Consider the following 19,041-nt stretch of genomic DNA (forward strand, 5'->3'; position numbering starts at 1 on the left):
AGCTGGTCGTGATGATCGACGGATCAGGCGCTAGCGCGTCGCTGTGATGGATTTCGGCCCACGGCCCACGGCCACCACACCGGACTGCACGATCTCCCGGATGCCATACGGCTCGAGCATCCGCAGCAGCGCGTCGAGCTTGGACCGGGTTCCGGTCGCCTCGACGGTGAGCGCGTCCGGCGAGACGTCGATCACCTTCGCCCGGAAGAGCGTAACCGCCTCGATGACCTGGGTCCGCACGCTGGCGTCCGCACGCACTTTCACCAGGATCAGTTCGCGGGCGACCGAGGTGTCGGCGTCCTGCTCGACGATCTTGATGACGTTGATCAGCTTGTTGAGCTGCTTGGTGACCTGCTCGAGCGGCAGATCCTCGACCGTGACGACAATGGTCATGCGCGAGATCTCCGGGATCTCGGTGCCGCCGACCGCCAACGATTCGATATTGAAGCCGCGGCGGGAGAACAGCGCCGCGACCCGTGCCAGCACGCCCGGCTTATCCTCGACCAGCACGCTGAGGGTGTGAGTCGTGCTCACTGTTCGGTCCCCTTGTTCTTGTCGTGCGACATCGCCTCATGGATGACGGCGGGCTCGGCGGCCTGCTCGTCCTCGTCGAAGAGTGGGCGGATGCCGCGCGCGGCCATGATCTCGTCATTGCTGGTGCCCGCGGCGACCATCGGCCACACCTGGGCGTCCTTGCCGACGATGAAGTCGATCACCACGGGACGGTCGTTGATGGACTGCGCCTCGCGGATCGCGGCCTCTACGTCCTCCTCGCGCTCGACCCGGATGCCGTGGCAGCCGAGGGCTTCGGCGAGTTTGACGAAATCGGGGATGCGCAGCGTGTGCGTGCCCAGATCGGTATTGGAGTAGCGCTCCTCGTAGAACAGGGTCTGCCACTGGCGGACCATGCCGAGGTTGCCGTTGTTGATCAGCGCGACCTTGATCGGCACGCCCTCTACGGCGCAGGTGGCCAGCTCCTGATTTGTCATCTGGAAGCAGCCGTCACCGTCGACCGCCCACACCTCTTTCTCGGGCGCGCCCATCTTGGCGCCCATGGCCGCCGGAACGGCGTAGCCCATGGTGCCGAGACCACCGGAATTCAGCCAGGTGCGCGGCTTTTCGTACTTGATGAACTGCGCGGCCCACATCTGATGCTGGCCGACGCCCGCACAGTAGATGGCGTCGGGTCCGGCGAGGCGGCCCAGCGCCTCGATGACGAATTCCGGCGACAGTGAGCCGTCGCTCGGCGTCGTCCAGCCGAGCGGGTAGCTCTTGCGGATGCCGTCGAGGTACTGCCACCAGTCGGTGAGGTTCAGCTTCGGCGCACCGGAGGGGTCGGCCTTCAGCGTTTCGATCAATTCGACGATCACCTCGCGGCAATCGCCGACGATCGGGACGTCGGCGTGCCGGTTCTTACCGATCTCGGCCGGGTCGATATCGGCGTGGATGATCTTGGCGTCGGGCGCGAAGGAGTCCAGCTGACCGGTGACCCGGTCGTCGAAACGCGCGCCGAGGGTGATCAGCAGATCGGACTTCTGCAGGGCGGCGACCGCACCCACGGTGCCGTGCATGCCCGGCATACCCATGTTGAGCTGGTGGCTGTCGGGGAACGCACCCCGCGCCATCAGGGTGGTGACCACCGGAATGCCGGTCAGCTCGGCCAGTTCCAGCAGCTGGGGCGAGGCGTCGGCCTTGATCACGCCGCCACCGACGTAAAGCACAGGCTGCTTGGACTCCAGGATCATCCGCGCGGCCTCGCGCACCTGCTTACCGTGCGGTTTGGTCACCGGGCGGTAGCCGGGCAGCCGCATCTCCGGCGGCCAGCTGAAGGTGGTCTGCGCCTGCAGCACATCCTTCGGGATATCGACGAGCACCGCGCCCGGACGCCCGGACGAGGCCAGGTAGAAGGCCTCCGCGATCATGCGCGGGATGTCGATGCCCTCGGTGATGAGGAAGTTGTGCTTGGTGATCGGCATGGTGATGCCGGAGATATCGGCTTCCTGGAATGCGTCGGTGCCGATCAGGCTGCGCCCGACCTGGCCGGTGATGGCGACGATCGGAACCGAGTCCATCTGCGCGTCGGCGATCGGGGTGACCAGGTTGGTCGCGCCCGGACCCGAGGTTGCCATGCAGACGCCGACCTTGCCGGTGGCCTGCGCATAGCCGGTGGCCGCGTGCCCCGCGCCCTGCTCGTGCCGGACGAGGACGTGACGGACCTTGGTGGAATCGAAGAGCGGGTCGTAGACCGGGAGAATCGCGCCGCCGGGAATGCCGAATACCGTGTCGACGCCGAGCTCCTCGAGGGAGCGGACGACGGACTGCGCGCCGGTGACCCGCTCGGGCGGGACCTGGCGGCGGTTCGCCGCGTTCGCCGGACCGCCAGCGGGCGCGGCCTGCTGATTCGCCGAAGGCGCCGGCCTGCGGGCCGAGGGCCCGGGCCGTGCGGTTGGTGCACTCACCGTCTTCGTTCCTAACTGCTCGTACTAGACCCCGGACAACTGTGCTTGCACGTGGTGCCTTGCGAAGCGGCCACATGCCAGGACTTTTGTCCCGAACACAAAAAAGCCCCCGACAGCCATGGCTGTTCGAGGGTGGCGCGTCGCAACGCGAGCTGACGTATTCGACTCAGGCAGTCAGGCTCAACGCTGGACGCGCCGGCCGATTACGAGCAACTCGTTTCGATTCACGCGCATGACGGTATGTGTGCGCGAGTCGATCAGTCAAACAGGTCTCATTATGTGAGACCGAGCGGGTGCTCGAGTCCGTTCACCATGATGCGAGGATGGTGGTGTGTCATCACCGCATCAGTCCGTGCCACCGGCTAAATCGTCCCACACGCCCGAGGCGGGATCGGAGACGGGTAGTTCGCCGCAACCGTCCGAGCCGAAGCGGGCGGTGCAGGTCATCCGCATTACGCAGATGGCCTACCTCGGTGTGGTCGTACTGCTGTTCTGTGTCTTCTTTGCCTTCGTCGGCTGGCCGATCGGACTGTGGTGGCTACTGCTGCTCCCGGTCGCGGCGGCGGTATGGATCGAACGCACGCGTACCACGGTGGCCGAGGACGGGCTGGATCTGCGCACTGTTTTCGGTTCTCGGCACCTGGACTGGGGGCAGGTCGCTGGGGTCAGTATTCCGAAGCGCGGATTCGTGCGTGCGCATCTCAGCGACGACACCGAGGTGAAGCTGCCCGCGGTGAGCTATGACCGGTTGCGTGATCTGATCCGCGCGTCGAACGGTCGGATTCCGGATCTTTTCGCGGCGGAGGCGGCGGCGCGGGACGCGGAGTACGCGGCGCGCAAGGGCGGGGACGAGGCGCAGGCGACCAAGGCCGGAGCGGAAGCGCCCGAGGCCGAAGCCGAGGCGGAATCAACCAAACCCGAAGCCGAGGCGGAAACAGCCGAGACCGGACCCGAAGCACATGCGCGCAAAGCCGATGCCGGTGCGGAGGGGACCAGCGCCGATGCCGAGGTACCTGCCACCGACACGCGCGACTCCGACTCGTAGCGGTTCACCGGCGCTGGGGATAGCGACCGCCGCCGGTAGGCTCGCCGCCGGATGCGCGATCCGGTGACCGCGTCGGACGGACAATCCCCGCCCGAACGCACCGGACCAGTGGATACCGACGGTGCCGGAACCGACACGACCGATGACACCGTCCGCGCCGACGACCACCCTCGCGGCGACACATCCCGAACCACAGACCGATGGCGATCAGCGCCGTCGACCGCCACGAAAGTCCCGCCCGCACGCAGGAGTAACGTGGTCGGTCGCTGAATTCGCTCATTGAGCGAACTCCGCGCAGTCGCACATCAGCCCCCGCGACCTCCTGAGGATCCACATGCCACCGCTTCGTTCACGCACAACCACCATCGGCCGCAATGCCGCGGGCGCGCGCGCACTCTGGCGCGCCACCGGTATGACCGACACCGACTTCGGTAAGCCGATCGTCGCCATCGCGAACTCCTATACGCAGTTCGTACCTGGCCACGTGCATCTGAAGAATGTCGGTGAAATCGTCGCCGATGCGGTGCGCGCCGCGGGCGGTGTGCCACGGGAATTCCACACCATCGCGGTCGACGACGGCATCGCGATGGGCCACGGCGGCATGCTCTACTCGCTGCCCTCGCGCGAAATCATCGCCGATTCGGTCGAATACATGGCGAACGCGCACACCGCCGACGCGCTGGTGTGCATTTCGAACTGCGACAAGATCACACCCGGCATGCTCAATGCCGCTATGCGCCTGAACATCCCGGCCGTCTTCGTTTCCGGCGGACCGATGGAGGCCGGTAAGGCCGTGGTCGTCGGCGGTGTGGCACAGGCGCCGACCGATCTGATCACCGCGATCGCGGCCAGCGCCAATATGAATGTCAGCGAGGACGGTCTTGCCGAGGTCGAGCGCAGCGCCTGTCCGACCTGTGGTTCCTGCTCGGGCATGTTCACCGCGAATTCGATGAACTGCCTCACCGAGGCGCTCGGCCTCGCCTTGCCCGGCAACGGATCCACGCTGGCCACCCACGCCGCCCGCCACGCCTTGTTCGAGAGGGCGGGCACGGTGATCGTCGATATCGCGAATCGCTGGTACCGCGAGGACGATGCGTCGGTGCTGCCGCGGAATGTGGCCAATGCCAAGGCCTTCCGCAATGCGATGGCGCTGGACGTCGCGATGGGCGGCTCCACCAATACCGTGCTGCACACCCTGGCCGCCGCGCAGGAGGGTGAGATCGACTTCGAGCTGAGCACCATCGACGAGATTTCTCGCACAGTGCCGTGCCTGTCGAAGGTCTCCCCCAACTCCGACTACCACATGGAGGATGTGCACCGCGCCGGTGGCATTCCGGCGATCCTCGGCGAACTGCGCCGCGCCGGACTGCTCGAGACCGACGTCACCACGGTGCACACCGAGAGCTTCGACGAATGGCTCGACACCTGGGATATCCGCTCAGGCAAGGCATCCGATGAGGCGCTGGAGCTGTTCCACGCCGCGCCCGGTGGCGTGCGCACCACCGAGCCCTTCTCCACGAACAACCGCTGGTCCGAACTCGATACCGACGCCGAGGGCGGCTGCATCCGCGATAAGGCGCATGCCTACACGGTCGAGGGCGGCCTGGTTGTCTTGCGTGGCAACATCGCCCCCGACGGCGCGATCCTGAAGACCGCGGGCATCGATGAGGAGCTGTTCTCCTTCCAGGGCCCGGCCGTCGTGGTCGAATCCCAGGAGGCGGCGGTCTCGGCGATCCTCGGCAAAAAGATCAAGCCGGGCGATGTGATCGTGGTCCGCTACGAGGGCCCCAAGGGCGGGCCAGGTATGCAGGAAATGTTGCACCCCACCGCATTTCTGAAGGGCGCGGGACTCGGTAAGGAGTGCGCGCTGATCACCGACGGCCGCTTCTCCGGCGGCACCTCCGGCCTGTCGATCGGCCACATGTCGCCCGAGGCCGCAGCGGGCGGTGCCGTCGGACTCATCGAAGACGGCGATCAGATCCGCATCGACGTCGGAACCCGAACCCTCGAGGTGCTGGTCGACGACGCGATCCTGGCCGAGCGTCGCGCGAAAATGGATGCCTCCGAACGGCCCTGGCAGCCGCTCGATCGCGTCCGCCCGGTCACCACGGCCCTGCGCGCGTATGCCGCACTGGCCACCTCAGCCGATAAGGGCGCCGTTCGCCAGGTGCCCTAGTCCCGTCATGAACACCAACGGCGTCCCTCGTGACCACATGAGGGACGCCGTTTCCGTTCCACCGCACCTCTGCGCGCCGGTGGATAACTGGCGGACGGTGTGACGGCGCCGGTGCGCCAGACGTGGCATGCCTTGTGCCTCACCAAACTTTGACCCGAAAGACGAACGGCGCCCTCCGATACTGAAGGGCGCCGGTTGTTTTGGGGGCAGGTTAGTTGAAGGGCCCGATACCGGTTAGCGGATTGCCGCCGTGGAGCCAGTACCAGGTGCCGATGGCGGCGGCTATGGCCAGAATGAGGACTACGAAGGAGCCGTAGGCGGGGCGGGTGGCCCAGCCGCGGTTGCGGTCGAAGGACAGGCGGCCGGGGCCGGTCAGGAGCAGGACCACGGCAGTGCCCGCCAGGATGGACTCCAGTTCCACACCGCTCTTGACCGAGGACTTGTACTGGAAACCGGGGATCATGCCCTGCTTCCACAACCACGCGTCGATGATCACCGCGAGCACCGCACCCGCGGCGAGCGGAGTGGCCAGGCCGAGCACCAGCAGCGCGCCGCCACCGACTTCACCGGCGATGACCAGGATGGTCGAGAGGGTCGCGTGGTTCCAGCCGCCCGACGCCATCATGTCGCGCGTGCCGTCCAGCCCCGGTCCCTGAAACCAGCCGGTTAGTTTCTGCAGGCCGTGGTAGATGAAGGTGCCGCCGACGACGAGGCGCAGCACGAACAGGCCGAGATCGAGGGTGCCGCGGCGGGTGTCGCCATTGCGGCGGCGCAGGGGGCGGCTCGGTTCACCGGAAGCGCCCGCGGCAGGCGGGATGCTGGCGTAGGCGTAGGCCGCGGATTCATTCGCCCTGGTCTGCTCACCGACCGAGGGGATCTCCGGATCGAGGCCGAGCTCCTCCTCGGTGCGCGGCACATCCTTGGTTGAATCGGGGCGGCTCGGCGCGGTATCGGAGGACATTCTGGGCAGCACGCCGGTGGGCGAATCATAGGGACTGGTCACGCCACGACCGGTGGACGACGCCGCCGACTGCTCCTCCGTGGGCGTTGCCGTGCCCTCGGTTTTGGGCACGGACGTGTCTTTGGGCTCTTCGGTCACGGTCGATACCCTATGCGGCCGCGCATGCGCGTGTGCGGTCTCGACGCGACGGCGTGTCCGTTAATCGACCCGGAGCAGCACATCGGCCGCGGTTTCCGTAACGTCTGAACCATGAGTTTGGTTGTCGCGGGGCGTATCGCCCTGAGCTTGGCGCTCAGCACCGTCGCGCTGGTCGGCTGCGCTCGGTTCGACGATTCCGCCTCCAGCCCGTTCACACCCGAACCGACCTTCAACCCCGCCGAACCCAAACCGCCGCAGCAGAGCCCCTCGCAGCGCCCGCGACCGACCGGACCGTGCATCGATCCGGACCCGAATGTGATTACGACCTGCCTGGATTCCACTGCGGGCATCATCTCGCTCGGCGAGGACGCGCTGGTCACCGAGCGACGCACCGGACGCATCTACAAGACGGTCGCGGTGGATCCGAGCGATCCGCAGTCGCCGCCGATACTGGTCGGTCAGGTGGATGTGGACGGCTCCGGTGACGGGGGCATCTCCGACATCGCCCTCTCGCCGACCTATCGCGAGGACGGACTCATCTACGCCTACATCACCACCGGATCCGATAACCGAGTGGTGCGCATCGCGGAGAACGGGCCGCCGAAGGCCATTCTGACCGGAATTCCGAAGGGGTCGGTCGGCAATCACGGTGCGCTGGAATTCATTTCGCCGACCGAGCTGTTGGTGCTGACCGGCGATGCGGGCAATCCCGGCTTGGCCAGTGCGCCCTCGTCACTGGCGGGCAAGGTGCTGCGGATCAATTCACCGTCGCCGGGAGCCAGTCCGGAGGTCGTGGTGTCGGGCCTCGGCACGGCGGGCGATCTGTGTGACGACGGTAAGGACAGCGTCTGGATCACCGATCGCACCCCGACCGAGGATCGTCTGCAGCGCCTGGGCCGGGACGGATCGATCATCACCGCGTGGACCTGGCCGGATCGACCCGGCGTCGGTGGCTGTGCGGCCGGACCCGATGTGGTGGCGATCGCGATGTCGGGGGCGAAGGCGCTGGCGATCGCGAACCCGGATGCGAATACCCATGCGATCACCGCGGCGCCGACGTTCACCGTGCAGGACAAATACGGCAGGCTCGGCGGTGCGGCGGCCGGTGCGGACGGCACCATCTGGGCGACCACCGTCAATAATGACGATAATCACGGGCCATTCGACGATCGGGTGATCAAGATCCCGCCGCCGTCGCAGGGCACCGGGCCGGACTAACCGCGCCGATAACAAAGTGGGCGGGTCCTCAGGGACCCGCCCACTTCAGGTCGGTAGTTGGGCTTCGCCGGTGCGGACCGAACTCAGGCGCAGGCTTCGAGCACGAGTTCGCGCACCCGGGCCGCGTCGGCTTGTCCCCGCGTCGCCTTCATGACATCACCGACGATCTTGCCCGCGGCCTGCACCTTCCCCGAGCGGATCTTCGCGGCGATGTCGGGATTGGCCTCGAGCGCCTTGCGCACCTCCGCCTGCAGCGCGGTCTCGTCGCTGACCATGCCGAGGCCCTTGGTCTCCACGATCTTCGCCGGATCACCCTCACCCGCCAGCACGAAGTCGACGACCTGCTTGGCGACCTTGTTATTGACCGTCTTCGATTCCACGAGCTTGATCACCTCGGCCACCTGGGCGGGCGTGATCGGCAGCTCCTCCAGGGAAACCTCGCGTTCCTTGGCCTTTTCGGTGAGGTAGGCGACCCACCACGAGCGGGCCTCGTTGGCCGGGGCACCCGCATCGACGGTCGCGATGATCAGGTCCAGTGCGCCCGCGTTCACCAGGTCGCGCATGACCTCGGCGGACAGGCCCCAGTCGGACTGGATGCGCGCGCGGCGCAGCCACGGGTATTCCGGAATGGTGCCGCGCAGCTGCTCAACCCAATCCTCAGCGGGCGCAACGGGTTCCAGGTCCGGCTCGGGGAAGTAGCGGTAGTCCTCGGCGGTCTCCTTGCGGCGACCGGGCGAGGTGGTGCCGTCACTCTCGTGAAAGTGCCTGGTCTCCTGCACGATCGAACCGCCGTCGGCGAGAATAGCGGCCTGGCGGCGCATTTCGAAGCGAACGGCGACCTCGACGCTCTTGAGCGAGTTGACGTTCTTGGTCTCGGTGCGGGTGCCGAATTCCGTTGCGCCGATAGGCATCAGCGAAACGTTGGCATCGCAACGCAGCGAGCCCTGCTCCATTTTGACGTCGGAGACCTGCAGTGATTTCAGAACCTCACGCAGCGCGGTCACGTAGGCCCGCGCCACCTCCGGCGCCCGCTCCCCCGCGCCGGTGATCGGCTTGGTGACGATCTCGATGAGCGGCACGCCCGCCCGGTTGTAGTCCAGCAGCGAATGACTCGCGCCGTGGATGCGGCCGGTGGAGCCACCGATGTGGGTGGACTTGCCGGTGTCCTCCTCCATATGGGCGCGCTCGATCTCGACGCGGAAGATGCTGCCGTCGTCGAGTACCACGTCGAGGTGGCCGTTGGTGGCGATCGGCTCGTCGTACTGGCTGATCTGGTAGTTCTTCGGCTGGTCCGGGTAGAAGTAGTTCTTGCGCGCGAACCGGCCCCACGGGGTGATCGCGCAATTCAGGGCCAGCCCGATCCGGATCGCCGACTCCACAGCCTGCTCGTTCACCACTGGCAGCGAACCCGGCAGACCGAGGCACACCGGGCACACCTGGGTGTTCGGCTCCGCGCCGAACTCGGTCGGGCAACCGCAGAACATCTTGGTGGCCGTGTTCAGCTCGACGTGAACCTCCATGCCGAGCACCGGCTCGAACCGGTCGATGACATCGGCATAGTCCATCAAGTCGACGGTGGGTGCACTCATAGCGATCAGTCTATTGACCCGCCCGCCGCTCCCGCCAAGCGGTCAGCACCCGCCGTGCCTCTCGCGAGCGCATCGGCCTGGTGACTGCTGACCTGGCGCATAAGCAGTGCGCTCCTCGCAGAAGTTGGAACTTTTGCAAGGCGCGCACTGGATGTGCGGTAGCGCTCTGGACGGGCGGTTCGGTCAGCGGGGTTGGGTGTGTTGGGCGAGCCAGGTGGTGGTGTAGGTGAGGACGTCGGGGGCGATGGTGGTTTCGATGCCGGTGTATTCGCTGGGGAGGCCGGAGTCGGCGGGTTGCATGAGGTGGTTGAGGTCAGGGAAGACGTGGACGGTGGCGTCCGGGTCGGCGGCCAGGCGCTCGCGCATCGGTTGTTCGTTCTGGGTGGCGAGGACCTGCTTGTCCTTGGTGCCGAAGAAGGCGAGGACCGGGATACGCAGGGCGGAGAGCGCGGGGGCCGGATCGTAGGTGATGAAGGACGCCATATAGGTGGTGTTGTAGGCGTCGAGCGTTTCCGCGGAGGCGCGCTGGTCCGGAGGGAGCGATTCGTTGTGGCGGTTCGCGAGATCCTTGGCGGCGGCCAGGTCACCGGAGCGGATCAGGTTGGTCCAGTCGGTGATGTAGGTGACCTGATCATCGATTCGGGACTGCGGTGCGCCGGCCGCGCTGAGCAGTGCGCGGTTCTGCTCGATCAGCACCTCCCAACCCGGTACCGAGGGACCAGCCATCAGGATCGCGAAAGCGACGCCGCTGACTGGACGCGATGCCACCAGGGGCGCGAGGTAGCCGCCCTCGCTGTGGCCGAAAAGTCCGACGCGGGCCGGGTCGATGTCCGGGCGGGCGTGTAGGAAGCGCACGCCGGCCGTCGCGTCATCGGCGAGACCGTTGTAGGTGGCGTCGTCGAGTTTGCCGCTGGTGCCGCCGACGCCGCGGTCATCGGTGCGCAGTACGGCATAGCCCGCGCGGGTAAAGGTGTCGGCCAGCAGTAGGAAAGGCTTGTGGCCCATGAGTTCTTCGTCGCGGTCCTGCGGGCCGCTGCCGGAGATCATCAGAATCGCCGGGAAGGGACCGTTGCCCTCGGGCAGGGTCAGCGTGCCCGCGATGGTGATATCACCGTTGCGGTAGGTGACGTCTTCGGAGCGATAGGGGTACGGCGGTTTCGGCTCCTGCGGATGTGCGGACGCCCCGATCTTGCCGGGCTCGAGCGACAACGGCAGGCTCTGGCCCGCTTGTCGGAACTCACCGCTGATCCGGTCGGCACCCTTGTCGAACTTGCCCTCGAACACGGGATCGCCCGGAGTGTTCGGAATCGCGAAGGCCACCCTATCCGGTTCGGCGGAAACATCTTTCAGCTGTGCGCCGCTCACACCTTGGGACGGGATGTCGATGGTGGCGCTGCCGTTATCGGCGAAACTCACCCCGACCGCCAACGGCGCACCGGGCACCTCGATGGACCCGTGCCAATCCCCTGTGAGCGAGCGTGTCTCGTCTTTATCCGACGAACACCCCGCAACCAACGCGACGATCAGGACCAGAACCGAGACGAGCCATCGCCCAGTGCGCATGCCGCAACACTACCGATCCGCGCCGACAATTCGGACGAAACTCGGGCGCGCACAACGGTCCGGTCCACACCAGCATTCCCGCCACTTCCCGGCACCACTGTCGCCCCGCCCGCGCAGTCGCCCGTCCGCCGACGGTAGTCATATAGTCGTTCTCTGATCTTGACCACCGACCGTTCGACCACCTCGACCGACAACGGGCAGCCCGCACGGACGGAATGCGGGGCAATGCTGATACCCATCACGCGAGTCGAACCGACGCGACAATCGCTTCCATTCCAGGCAATCGCCGTTTCGGCGGCCCAAAGATTCCAGCGGATCGCTGACGGTCAGGCGCCGCGGGCGTACCGGACTGCGGCGGCGATTGCGTCCATGTCGAGTTCGAGGGTGGGGTCGTCTTCTTGCGCCTCTTGGAATTCCAGCATCGCGTCGGAGATGCCGCCGCGGCGGGCAATGGCGAGGAGTTCACGGCGGACGTAGGCGCCCAGGGGAAGTTCGGCGGCGCGGGCGCGGCGGCCGAACATGCCGAGGGCGTCGGCGGGCAGATCGTAGACCTGGATGAGGGTTACGGCGTCGGAGTCGAATTCCGGGGTCAGATCGCGGCCCTGGGCTTCCAGGAATTCCACGATCGTGTCCACGGAAGTTCGCCTGCGCGCCATCGCGATCAGTTCCTGACGGAGCTGAGCTTCGATCGATATGCCCGCGACGCGAGCACGGCGGCGGAATACGGCAACAGCATCGGTGGGCAGGTCGGATACCTGGAGTTGAGCCACGACGACCAGAGTAGCTGTGCGACAAGTAATTCGGCAGGTCTCGATTGTGCAACAACCGCCGGAATCAACCGAAAAATGCCTCCGCTTCGCGGTAGCGCTCGGCGGGCACCCGCTTGAGCTGCTTGGTGGCCTCGGACAACGGAACCAATTCGATGGAAGTGCCGTGCAGAGCAACCATTTGGCCGAATTGTCCGGCATGTACCGCCTCGGCGGCGTGCAGACCGAAGCGGGTGGCCAGCACCCGGTCGTACGGGGTCGGACTGCCGCCGCGTTGCACGTGGCCGAGCACCGTGGTGCGGACCTCTTTGCCGATGCGTCGCTCGATTTCGGTGCCGAGCTGCTGCGCGACGCCGGTGAACCGTTCGTGGCCGAATTCGTCGATGCCACCCTCGCGCAGTGCGAATCCGGAATCGGGTGCGGGGTGCGCACCCTCGGCGACCACGCAGATGAAGTGCTTATCGCCGCGCTGGAAGCGGCGTTTGATCATCGAGCACACCTCGTCCACATCGAAGGGCACCTCGGGGACCAGTGTGAGGTGCGCGCCCGCCGCCACACCCGAGTTGATTGCGATCCAGCCCGCGTGGCGGCCCATCACCTCGACCAGCATGACGCGCTGGTGCGATTCCGCGGTGGTGTGCAGCCGGTCGATGGCCTCGGAGGCGATGGACAGCGCCGTGTCGTGGCCGAAAGTGACGTCGGTGCAGTCGATGTCGTTATCGATGGTCTTCGGGACACCGACCACCGGGACGCCCTCATCGGACAGCCAGCTCGCGGCGGTGAGCGTGCCCTCGCCGCCGATCGGGATCAGTGCCTCGATCCCGTTGTCGTCGAGGGTGCGTTTGATCTGGTCGAGTCCGGCAAGCAGTTTGTCGGGGTTGGTGCGTGCGGTGCCGAGCATCGTGCCGCCCTTGGTGAGCAGGCGGTCGGTGCGATCGTCGTTCTGAATGGTGATTTTTCGGTCTTCGAGTAGTCCGCGCCAACCGTCCTGGAAGCCGATGATCGCGTCGCCGTAGCGTCCGTTCGCGGTGCGAACGACGGCACGGATGACCGCGTTCAGTCCTGGACAGTCGCCGCCTCCGGTCAACACTCCGATGCGCATGGCGAATATCTTGCCCCGCTTCGCGCGATGACGCGGCCGCACCCCCGTGAACACCGGGTAACGGCTACGACTCAATACACATAGACGATGGCGTTCTCCCCACCGCTACAGGTCGCGAACTGATCACCGGCCGTGCAATTCATCTTGTAATCCCGATTGTTGATCGGGCTGTGCGCCATTACCGATCGGTCGGTAATGGCGCTGTCACCGCCATTGGCATACGCCTTGCGCACCTCCTCGGCGAAGGCGCAACTGGTGACGGTGGTGCCGATCGCGGACGAAGTGAAGCGGCCCAGCGCCGGATACAGCTGGGCACACGGTTTCGCACCGGCTGGCAGGTGCGCGGGCATGGTCGTGGTGGTCGGTTGGCCAGAATGCTCGGCGCTGTTGCGCACCTGCCAGCCGACAACGCCCCCGATCGCCAGAACAACGAGCACCGCGCCGATCCAGACGATGCGCATCGATCGACGCGCAGGCACGGGTGTCGGATCCGACGGATCCGGTGCTTCGGATTGCGGCATCGGCATGCCGACGGTTCTCGACAACGCCTCGGTCGTCGCGTCGTGCGGTGGAATGTCGCGGCGCGTCGGATCCCATGGATACTCGGGCACGAGCGTCGGCTCCAGCCCGGTTGTCTGCTCCGGTCTGCTGGTGGACTGTTGCCCGATATGCGATCGAGACCTGTTCGATAATTGCGAACCGCTCCCTAGCGGCTGGCCACTCGCCTGCTGCTGGCCACCCGCCCACGGACCACCTGCCGACTGCTGCACGCCTGCTCGCTGTGGCCCAGGCGCCGACGCCGCACCGCCCGCCCGCCACGCCACTGACTGCTGCTGGTCACCTAATTGCTGCGAATTTCCCGAAGGCTGCAGACCACCTGCCGACTGCGAACCAGCTAGCTGCCGTGGACCAACCGCCGGTGGCGGGCCACCTGCCTGCTGCGGCCCACCCAACTGTGGCGATCCAGCGGACTGCTGTGCCCCATCTGTCGAAGGCGACGGAACCAACTGCGGCGAACCGCCTGCTTGCTGCAGATCACCTGCTGACGGCGACCTGCTCGACTGCTGCGACCGACCCGACTGCTGCGGAGCACCTGCCTGCAGCGGGCCGCCCGACTGGTGCGATCCACCAGATTGCTGTTGGTCTCCTGCTGACTGTGACCCGCCCGACTGTTGCGGCCAGCTCGGCGATTGGCGCGCGACTGGCGATTCCGGTCCGAAGGTCGGGAAGATGATGGTCGCTGGGGCGGGGGTGTGCTTCGAGATCTGGCTGGTGGGCAAGTCCGAGTTCGGCACGGACGACGTGCCCGAGACTGCGGCTCTGGCTGCTGAGGCAAGTGCACCGGCCGATGGATAGCGATCGGCTGGTTCCTTGGCCATGCCGCGGGAGATGACCTCGTCCAGTGCGCCCGGCAGTCCGGCTCGTTTGGTGGTCGGGCGGGGCGGCGGTGTCGAGAGGTGGGCTCGGATCAGCGAACTCATCCCGTCGACTGGGAAAGGCTGTGTGCCGGTGAGGCATTCGAACAGTACGCAGGCCAGGGAGTAAACATCGGCGGTGCCGCCGATCGGTGCGGTGTCGAATCGTTCCGGCGCGATATAGCTGTAGGAGCCGATGGCTTGGCCGGTCGCGGTGACGCTGGGGTCGCGCTCGGAACGGGCGATGCCGAAGTCCGCGAGGTACGCGAAATCCGAAGGAGTGACCAGGATATTGGCGGGTTTGACGTCGCGATGCACCAAACCCCCGGCATGCGCGGCATCCAATGCGGCCGCGACCTGTTCGATGATGCCGACCGCGCGGGTGGGGCTCAGCGGCCCCTTCTCGCGCAGCACCGAGCGCAGATCGCTGCCACGGACCAGCCGCATGTCGATATAGAGCACACCGTCGAGCTCGCCCCAGTCGTGGATCGGAATGACGTGCGGTTCGGCCAGCCGCGCGGCGACCCGCGACTCGTGCCGAAATCGCTGCTGGAACCGCGGATCGTCGGCCAGCGCCATGGGCAGCAGTTTGACCGCGACCAGGCGGTCCTTGACCGTGTCGTACGCCTCGTAGACCTCCCCCATCCCGCCGCGGCCCAGTAGCGCACGCAATTCGTAGGGTCCGAATCGCGTACCGGCCCGCGACTGCGTTTCGTCCACCCCGTTACCTCCACCTCGCCGAACCGCCCTACGGTCGTGGTCCGGCGATCTCACCCATTAGTCGGGATTCTCGGGTGCCACCGTTACCCGATCAAGTGTGCGCGCCCACTGGGCCGCCGCGCGAACCTGAGGGTGCCGACTCGACGGGATCAGGAACAGCTGCCGCCGGAGAATTCGTCGAGGTGTTGGGAGATCACTGTGGCGAGCCGGTCCAGGATGTTCGTTCCCTCGGAGAAGCTGCCCGAATCGGGTTGGATGGCAATAGCGACCGCGATCTGACCGGCCGGTCCCTGGATCAGACCGAATTGGCGGACCAGATAGGAGCCCGAGGTGTCGGGCCCCCAACCACCTTTGAATTCCGCGCCCTCGAGTTCGCCGAGGCCCCAGCGCTGACTCGAGGTGATCTGTTCCATCAGATCGATCACGTCCGAGCTCTGCGATAGGCATGGCAGCCGGGACGCGAACCGAACCTGTTCGGTGAGCGCCCAATCCGCCTGTCCGAATGCGGAGGCATCGGAGCGTGTCTTGGTGGCGGGCACCGTGGTCTTGGTATCGCCGCCCTCGCGCAGCACTGCCTCGACCGCCTTGGCCGCCTCCTGGCCGGTGCCGAGCGACTGCCAGAGGGTATCGGCCGCGGCGTTATCGGACTGGGTGATCGCCGCCTTCGCCGCGTAGCTCGAGCTCGCCGAACTCTTGCGCTGCGAAGCGATGACCAGCGGCACCTTCATCGTCGACCAGGCGGGTCCGGTGGTCCAGTCGCCGAAGGTCACCATCTTCTCGCCGCCGACCGGCATGATCGCCATGCCCAGCTTGCCGTGCACACTCAACTGCAGTTCCTGGAAACCGGCTGCCAGCGTGCCCGGCACAGTGACGGATAGGTGCTGCTGGTCGGTATGCGCGGCGGCCGCGGTGATGCTGGGCTCCGCAGAGTGTTTGTCGGTGTCCGTGCCGCATCCGGCCACCATAAGGAGTCCGGCCAGCGCGGTACCGCCGACCGCTTTTCGCAGGCCACGGGATAGCTCAAAATACATACTTCGACACATTCTCGTTTCGAACTCCCCCGCGTTTCGATATCAACACGGCATCCCGACACCGTACTTGGCATCGACACCGACCGCCCACCGCAACCGCGCCCACGCCGCCGAACCCCGAACAGCGACAACGGCTTACAGCGTGGTCAACCGGCATGTACACCGTAATGTGCCCGCTCGGTGCCGCTGGTCGTGCGTGACCGCGCGCTGCCGCCCTCATCCGCGAACTCCTTGTGTTCATCGCCTCGCAACGTACTCGACAAATCCGACATAGCCCACTTTTCCTGGTACCAGGGGTACTGCGCGCCTGGAAGGGACGGGCGTGTCGCCCTGGCGCACAGACTCGAATGCGGCGCAGGATAGTTCGATGGAGCTGACTTCGGTACACATCGATAAACCGGACGATCTCAACGTCATCATCGGGCAGGCCCACTTCATCAAGGCGGTCGAGGACCTGCACGAGGCGCTGGTCGGGACCAGTCCGCATCTGCGTTTCGGGTTGGCATTCGCGGAGGCGTCCGGGCCGCGGCTGATCCGGACCTCCGGCAATGACGACGATCTGACCGAGCTCGCCACCAAGAACGCCGTCGCGGTCGGCGCGGGACATTCGTTCATTGTTTTCCTACGTGAGGGTTATCCGGTAAATGTCCTCAATGCGGTACGACAGGTTCCCGAAGTTTGTGGAATCTTCTGTGCCACGGCAAACCCGGTCGAAGTCTTGATTGCCGAGACCGAATTGGGACGCGGAATCATCGGAGTTGTCGACGGCGGTGCGCCACTCGGCGTCGAAGGCCCCACCGACAAAGAAGCCCGCAAACAACTACTGCGCCAAATCGGCTACAAGCTGTAGCACCGCCACGTTAATTCAGGCCGCGATTCGGTCCTGGAACCTGGACACCCGATCACCATGTATCGGTGGCGGCAAATCTCGACTCGGCCCGCCACCAATACATTCTCGGCCAGTTGTCAGACGAGGGGGCAGTGGGTGCGGGTGTAGATGGTGGGCATGCATTCGTTGCAGTGGATGCAGGCTGATCGGGTGGCTTGATCGGCTCGGATTCGGAGCAGGAGGTCTGGTTCGCGGAGGAGGGCGCGGCCCATGGCTACGAATTCGAAGCCCTCGGCCATTGCCGTGCGCATCGTGTCGAGGTCGGTTATGCCGCCCAATAGGATCAGTGGCATCGATAGTTCGCTGCGGAACTGGCGGGCGCGATCCAGTAGGTAGGCGTCGTGGTACGGGTATTCGCGAAGGAAAACGCGGCCCATCAGGCGAAAGCCCCAGCGTGCCGGTGCGGGAAGGACTTTCGCGAATTCCTTGCGTGGGGCGCTGCCGTGGAACAGGAGCATCGGGTTGAGCAGGGAGCTGCCTGCGGTGAGTTCCAAGGCGTCCAGTGCGCCGTCCGATTCCAGCCAGGCGGCCACCTGCAATGACGCCGGGAGCGAAAGTCCGCCGCGCACACCGTCTTCCATATTCAGCTTCGCGGTTACGGCCAGGCGGTCGCCGACGGCCTCGCGCACGGCAAGTGCGACCTCACGAGCGAGGCGGGCGCGGTTGACCGGGGATCCGCCGTATCGATCCTTGCGCCGATTCAGCAGCGGACTCAGGAACGAACTCACCAAATAGTTGTGGCCGAAATGGATTTCGACCGCATCGAAGCCTGCCTGCTCGGCCAGTCGCGCGGCATTCGCGTAGTCGGCTATGACCGTGGCGATTTCGGATAAGTCCGGAACATGCATGGGACGCATACCGAGTGGGCTGAACATTCGGCTCGGCGCCAGCGCGGGTGCACGATTGGATGCGGCATTGGCCACCGGCCCCGCATGGCCGATCTGGGCGCTGGCGGCGGCACCTTCGGCGTGTACGGCATCAGTGAGCTTGCGCAGTCCCGCGACGGCTTCCGGGCGCATCCAGATCTGGTGCCGGTCGGTGCGACCGCCCGGCGATATCGCGCAGTAGGCGACCGTCGTCATACCCACTCCGCCAGCCGCGATTTCCCGATGGAAGTCGATCAGATCGTCGGTGACCAGTGCCTCCGGTGTTCGTCCCTCGAAGGTGGCGGCCTTGATCACCCTGTTGCGCAAGGTGATCGGGCCGAGCGTCGTCGGTGCGAATACGTCGTTCGTCATTTCTGTCCTGCCGCGGTCAGTCCGGCGACCACGAAATCGCGCAATGTGCGCACCGCCTCGTCCGACAGTTCACGCTCCCCAGTGCCGATGCCGCCGAACTGCACGATGATCAGGTCGAATGCCAATCCCCAGCGCCGCCGACTCTCGCGTTCGCTCAGCTGCGGCAACAAACCGACCCAGGTGTCCATGCGGAACCAGTGCCGATGCCACATCGTCGGGTGCCGACCGAGTACGAATTGGGCCAGCAGCCGCAGGTGCAGCCGCCCGACCGGATCGGCCGCCAATCCGATGAACGGCTCGATCACCGCGTCCACCAGCGTCGATACCGAACCGTGTGCGACCGTCACCTCGGTTAGCCGTTCGGCCCACAATGACCCGAGCCGATCCTCCAGCAACGCCGCGACCAGCGCTTCCTTCGAGCCGAAGTGATAGTGCACCGCGGCGGGATTGGCCCCGGCCGCCGCGCAGATCGCCCGCACCGAGACATCGTCGTACCGCTCGGTCAGCAAGAGTCGCTCGGCGGCCAGCAATAGCCGCTCGCGTGTGCCCGCCGTGGCTGCCTGTTCCACCATGACCGTAGTCAACCACGTTCCCATCATCGATTCAATCATTGATTGAATCGATGATCGCCGACTGTGCTGTTGACCGCCACCCGCGACGTCGACCACAGCCAGGCCGCCGTCCTCGCGAGCTGCATTGCGGCAGACGCGAATTCGCCGGACTGATGCGT

At 66.0% G+C, this 19,041-nt stretch carries 15 protein-coding genes; 4 read left to right on the forward strand and 11 right to left on the reverse strand.

The window, feature by feature from the left end; all coding sequences use genetic code 11:
• Nucleotides 1-30: 30 nt before the first annotated feature.
• Together ilvN and ACIBI6_RS13135 are read right to left on the reverse strand one after the other, a co-directional pair.
• Nucleotides 31-534 carry an acetolactate synthase small subunit gene (ilvN, locus tag ACIBI6_RS13130; protein ID WP_062984804.1) on the reverse strand — a complete coding sequence of 168 codons (504 nt, stop codon included), beginning with the start codon at nucleotides 532-534 and terminating at the stop codon, nucleotides 31-33.
• Nucleotides 531-2,459: an acetolactate synthase large subunit gene (locus ACIBI6_RS13135; protein WP_364341923.1), complete on the reverse strand. Its 1,929-nt coding sequence runs from the start codon at nucleotides 2,457-2,459 to the stop codon at nucleotides 531-533. The genes ilvN and ACIBI6_RS13135 overlap by 4 nt, the downstream gene beginning before the upstream one ends.
• 331 nt (nucleotides 2,460-2,790) lie before the next feature.
• Between ACIBI6_RS13135 and ACIBI6_RS13140 the strand changes: the two genes are divergently transcribed.
• Both ACIBI6_RS13140 and ilvD read left to right on the forward strand, forming a co-directional pair.
• Complete coding sequence (locus ACIBI6_RS13140) at nucleotides 2,791-3,504, forward strand: PH domain-containing protein (RefSeq protein ID WP_396956227.1); 714 nt, start codon at nucleotides 2,791-2,793, stop codon at nucleotides 3,502-3,504.
• Between the two features lie 334 nt (nucleotides 3,505-3,838).
• Complete coding sequence (gene ilvD / locus ACIBI6_RS13145; RefSeq protein ID WP_364341927.1) at nucleotides 3,839-5,680, forward strand: dihydroxy-acid dehydratase; 1,842 nt, start codon at nucleotides 3,839-3,841, stop codon at nucleotides 5,678-5,680.
• Between the two features lie 211 nt (nucleotides 5,681-5,891).
• Here ilvD and ACIBI6_RS13150 read toward each other — a convergent pair whose 3' ends face one another.
• Nucleotides 5,892-6,779, reverse strand: coding sequence for a DoxX family protein (locus ACIBI6_RS13150; RefSeq protein ID WP_364341929.1), 888 nt, complete (start codon nucleotides 6,777-6,779; stop codon nucleotides 5,892-5,894).
• Nucleotides 6,780-6,890: 111 nt separating this feature from the next.
• Here ACIBI6_RS13150 and ACIBI6_RS13155 point away from each other — a divergent pair, with 111 nt between their 5' ends.
• Nucleotides 6,891-7,997: a PQQ-dependent sugar dehydrogenase gene (locus ACIBI6_RS13155; RefSeq protein WP_396956229.1), complete on the forward strand. Its 1,107-nt coding sequence runs from the start codon at nucleotides 6,891-6,893 to the stop codon at nucleotides 7,995-7,997.
• 83 nt (nucleotides 7,998-8,080) lie between these two features.
• On the opposite strand, the gene gatB is transcribed toward ACIBI6_RS13155, so the two are convergent.
• The 6 genes from gatB to ACIBI6_RS13185 all read right to left on the reverse strand — a co-directional run bounded on the left by gatB (nucleotide 8,081) and on the right by ACIBI6_RS13185 (nucleotide 16,184).
• Nucleotides 8,081-9,586 carry an Asp-tRNA(Asn)/Glu-tRNA(Gln) amidotransferase subunit GatB gene (gene gatB / locus ACIBI6_RS13160; protein ID WP_396956230.1) on the reverse strand — a complete coding sequence of 502 codons (1,506 nt, stop codon included), beginning with the start codon at nucleotides 9,584-9,586 and terminating at the stop codon, nucleotides 8,081-8,083.
• A 183-nt stretch (nucleotides 9,587-9,769) separates the two neighbouring features.
• Complete coding sequence (locus ACIBI6_RS13165; RefSeq protein WP_396956231.1) at nucleotides 9,770-11,149, reverse strand: alpha/beta hydrolase family protein; 1,380 nt, start codon at nucleotides 11,147-11,149, stop codon at nucleotides 9,770-9,772.
• Between the two features lie 326 nt (nucleotides 11,150-11,475).
• On the reverse strand, nucleotides 11,476-11,919 hold the full coding sequence (locus ACIBI6_RS13170) for a hypothetical protein (protein WP_364341937.1): 444 nt from the start codon (nucleotides 11,917-11,919) through the stop codon (nucleotides 11,476-11,478).
• Nucleotides 11,920-11,983: 64 nt separating this feature from the next.
• Nucleotides 11,984-13,018 (reverse strand): ATP-dependent 6-phosphofructokinase, encoded by a 1,035-nt coding sequence (locus ACIBI6_RS13175; RefSeq protein WP_364341939.1) that lies wholly within the window; start codon nucleotides 13,016-13,018, stop codon nucleotides 11,984-11,986.
• Nucleotides 13,019-13,089: 71 nt separating this feature from the next.
• The gene (locus ACIBI6_RS13180; protein WP_364341940.1) at nucleotides 13,090-15,153 is read right to left on the reverse strand and encodes a protein kinase; all 2,064 of its coding nucleotides are present in this window, start codon (nucleotides 15,151-15,153) and stop codon (nucleotides 13,090-13,092) included.
• A 149-nt stretch (nucleotides 15,154-15,302) separates the two neighbouring features.
• Nucleotides 15,303-16,184 (reverse strand): hypothetical protein, encoded by an 882-nt coding sequence (locus ACIBI6_RS13185; RefSeq protein WP_364341942.1) that lies wholly within the window; start codon nucleotides 16,182-16,184, stop codon nucleotides 15,303-15,305.
• A 367-nt stretch (nucleotides 16,185-16,551) separates the two neighbouring features.
• Here ACIBI6_RS13185 and ACIBI6_RS13190 point away from each other — a divergent pair, with 367 nt between their 5' ends.
• Nucleotides 16,552-17,034: an adenosine-specific kinase gene (locus tag ACIBI6_RS13190; RefSeq protein WP_364341944.1), complete on the forward strand. Its 483-nt coding sequence runs from the start codon at nucleotides 16,552-16,554 to the stop codon at nucleotides 17,032-17,034.
• Between the two features lie 116 nt (nucleotides 17,035-17,150).
• Here the strand turns inward: ACIBI6_RS13190 and ACIBI6_RS13195 are convergent, their stop codons facing one another.
• A complete protein-coding gene (locus tag ACIBI6_RS13195; RefSeq protein WP_364341946.1) occupies nucleotides 17,151-18,311 on the reverse strand; it encodes an NADH:flavin oxidoreductase in 1,161 nt (386 codons plus the stop codon).
• On the reverse strand, nucleotides 18,308-18,883 hold the full coding sequence (locus ACIBI6_RS13200; RefSeq protein ID WP_396956232.1) for a TetR family transcriptional regulator: 576 nt from the start codon (nucleotides 18,881-18,883) through the stop codon (nucleotides 18,308-18,310). Before ACIBI6_RS13200 ends, ACIBI6_RS13195 begins: the two co-directional genes overlap by 4 nt.
• Nucleotides 18,884-19,041: the final 158 nt, after the last annotated feature.

It is taken from the genome of Nocardia sp. NPDC050412, from assembly GCF_044458825.1.
Classification (GTDB): domain Bacteria; phylum Actinomycetota; class Actinomycetes; order Mycobacteriales; family Mycobacteriaceae; genus Nocardia.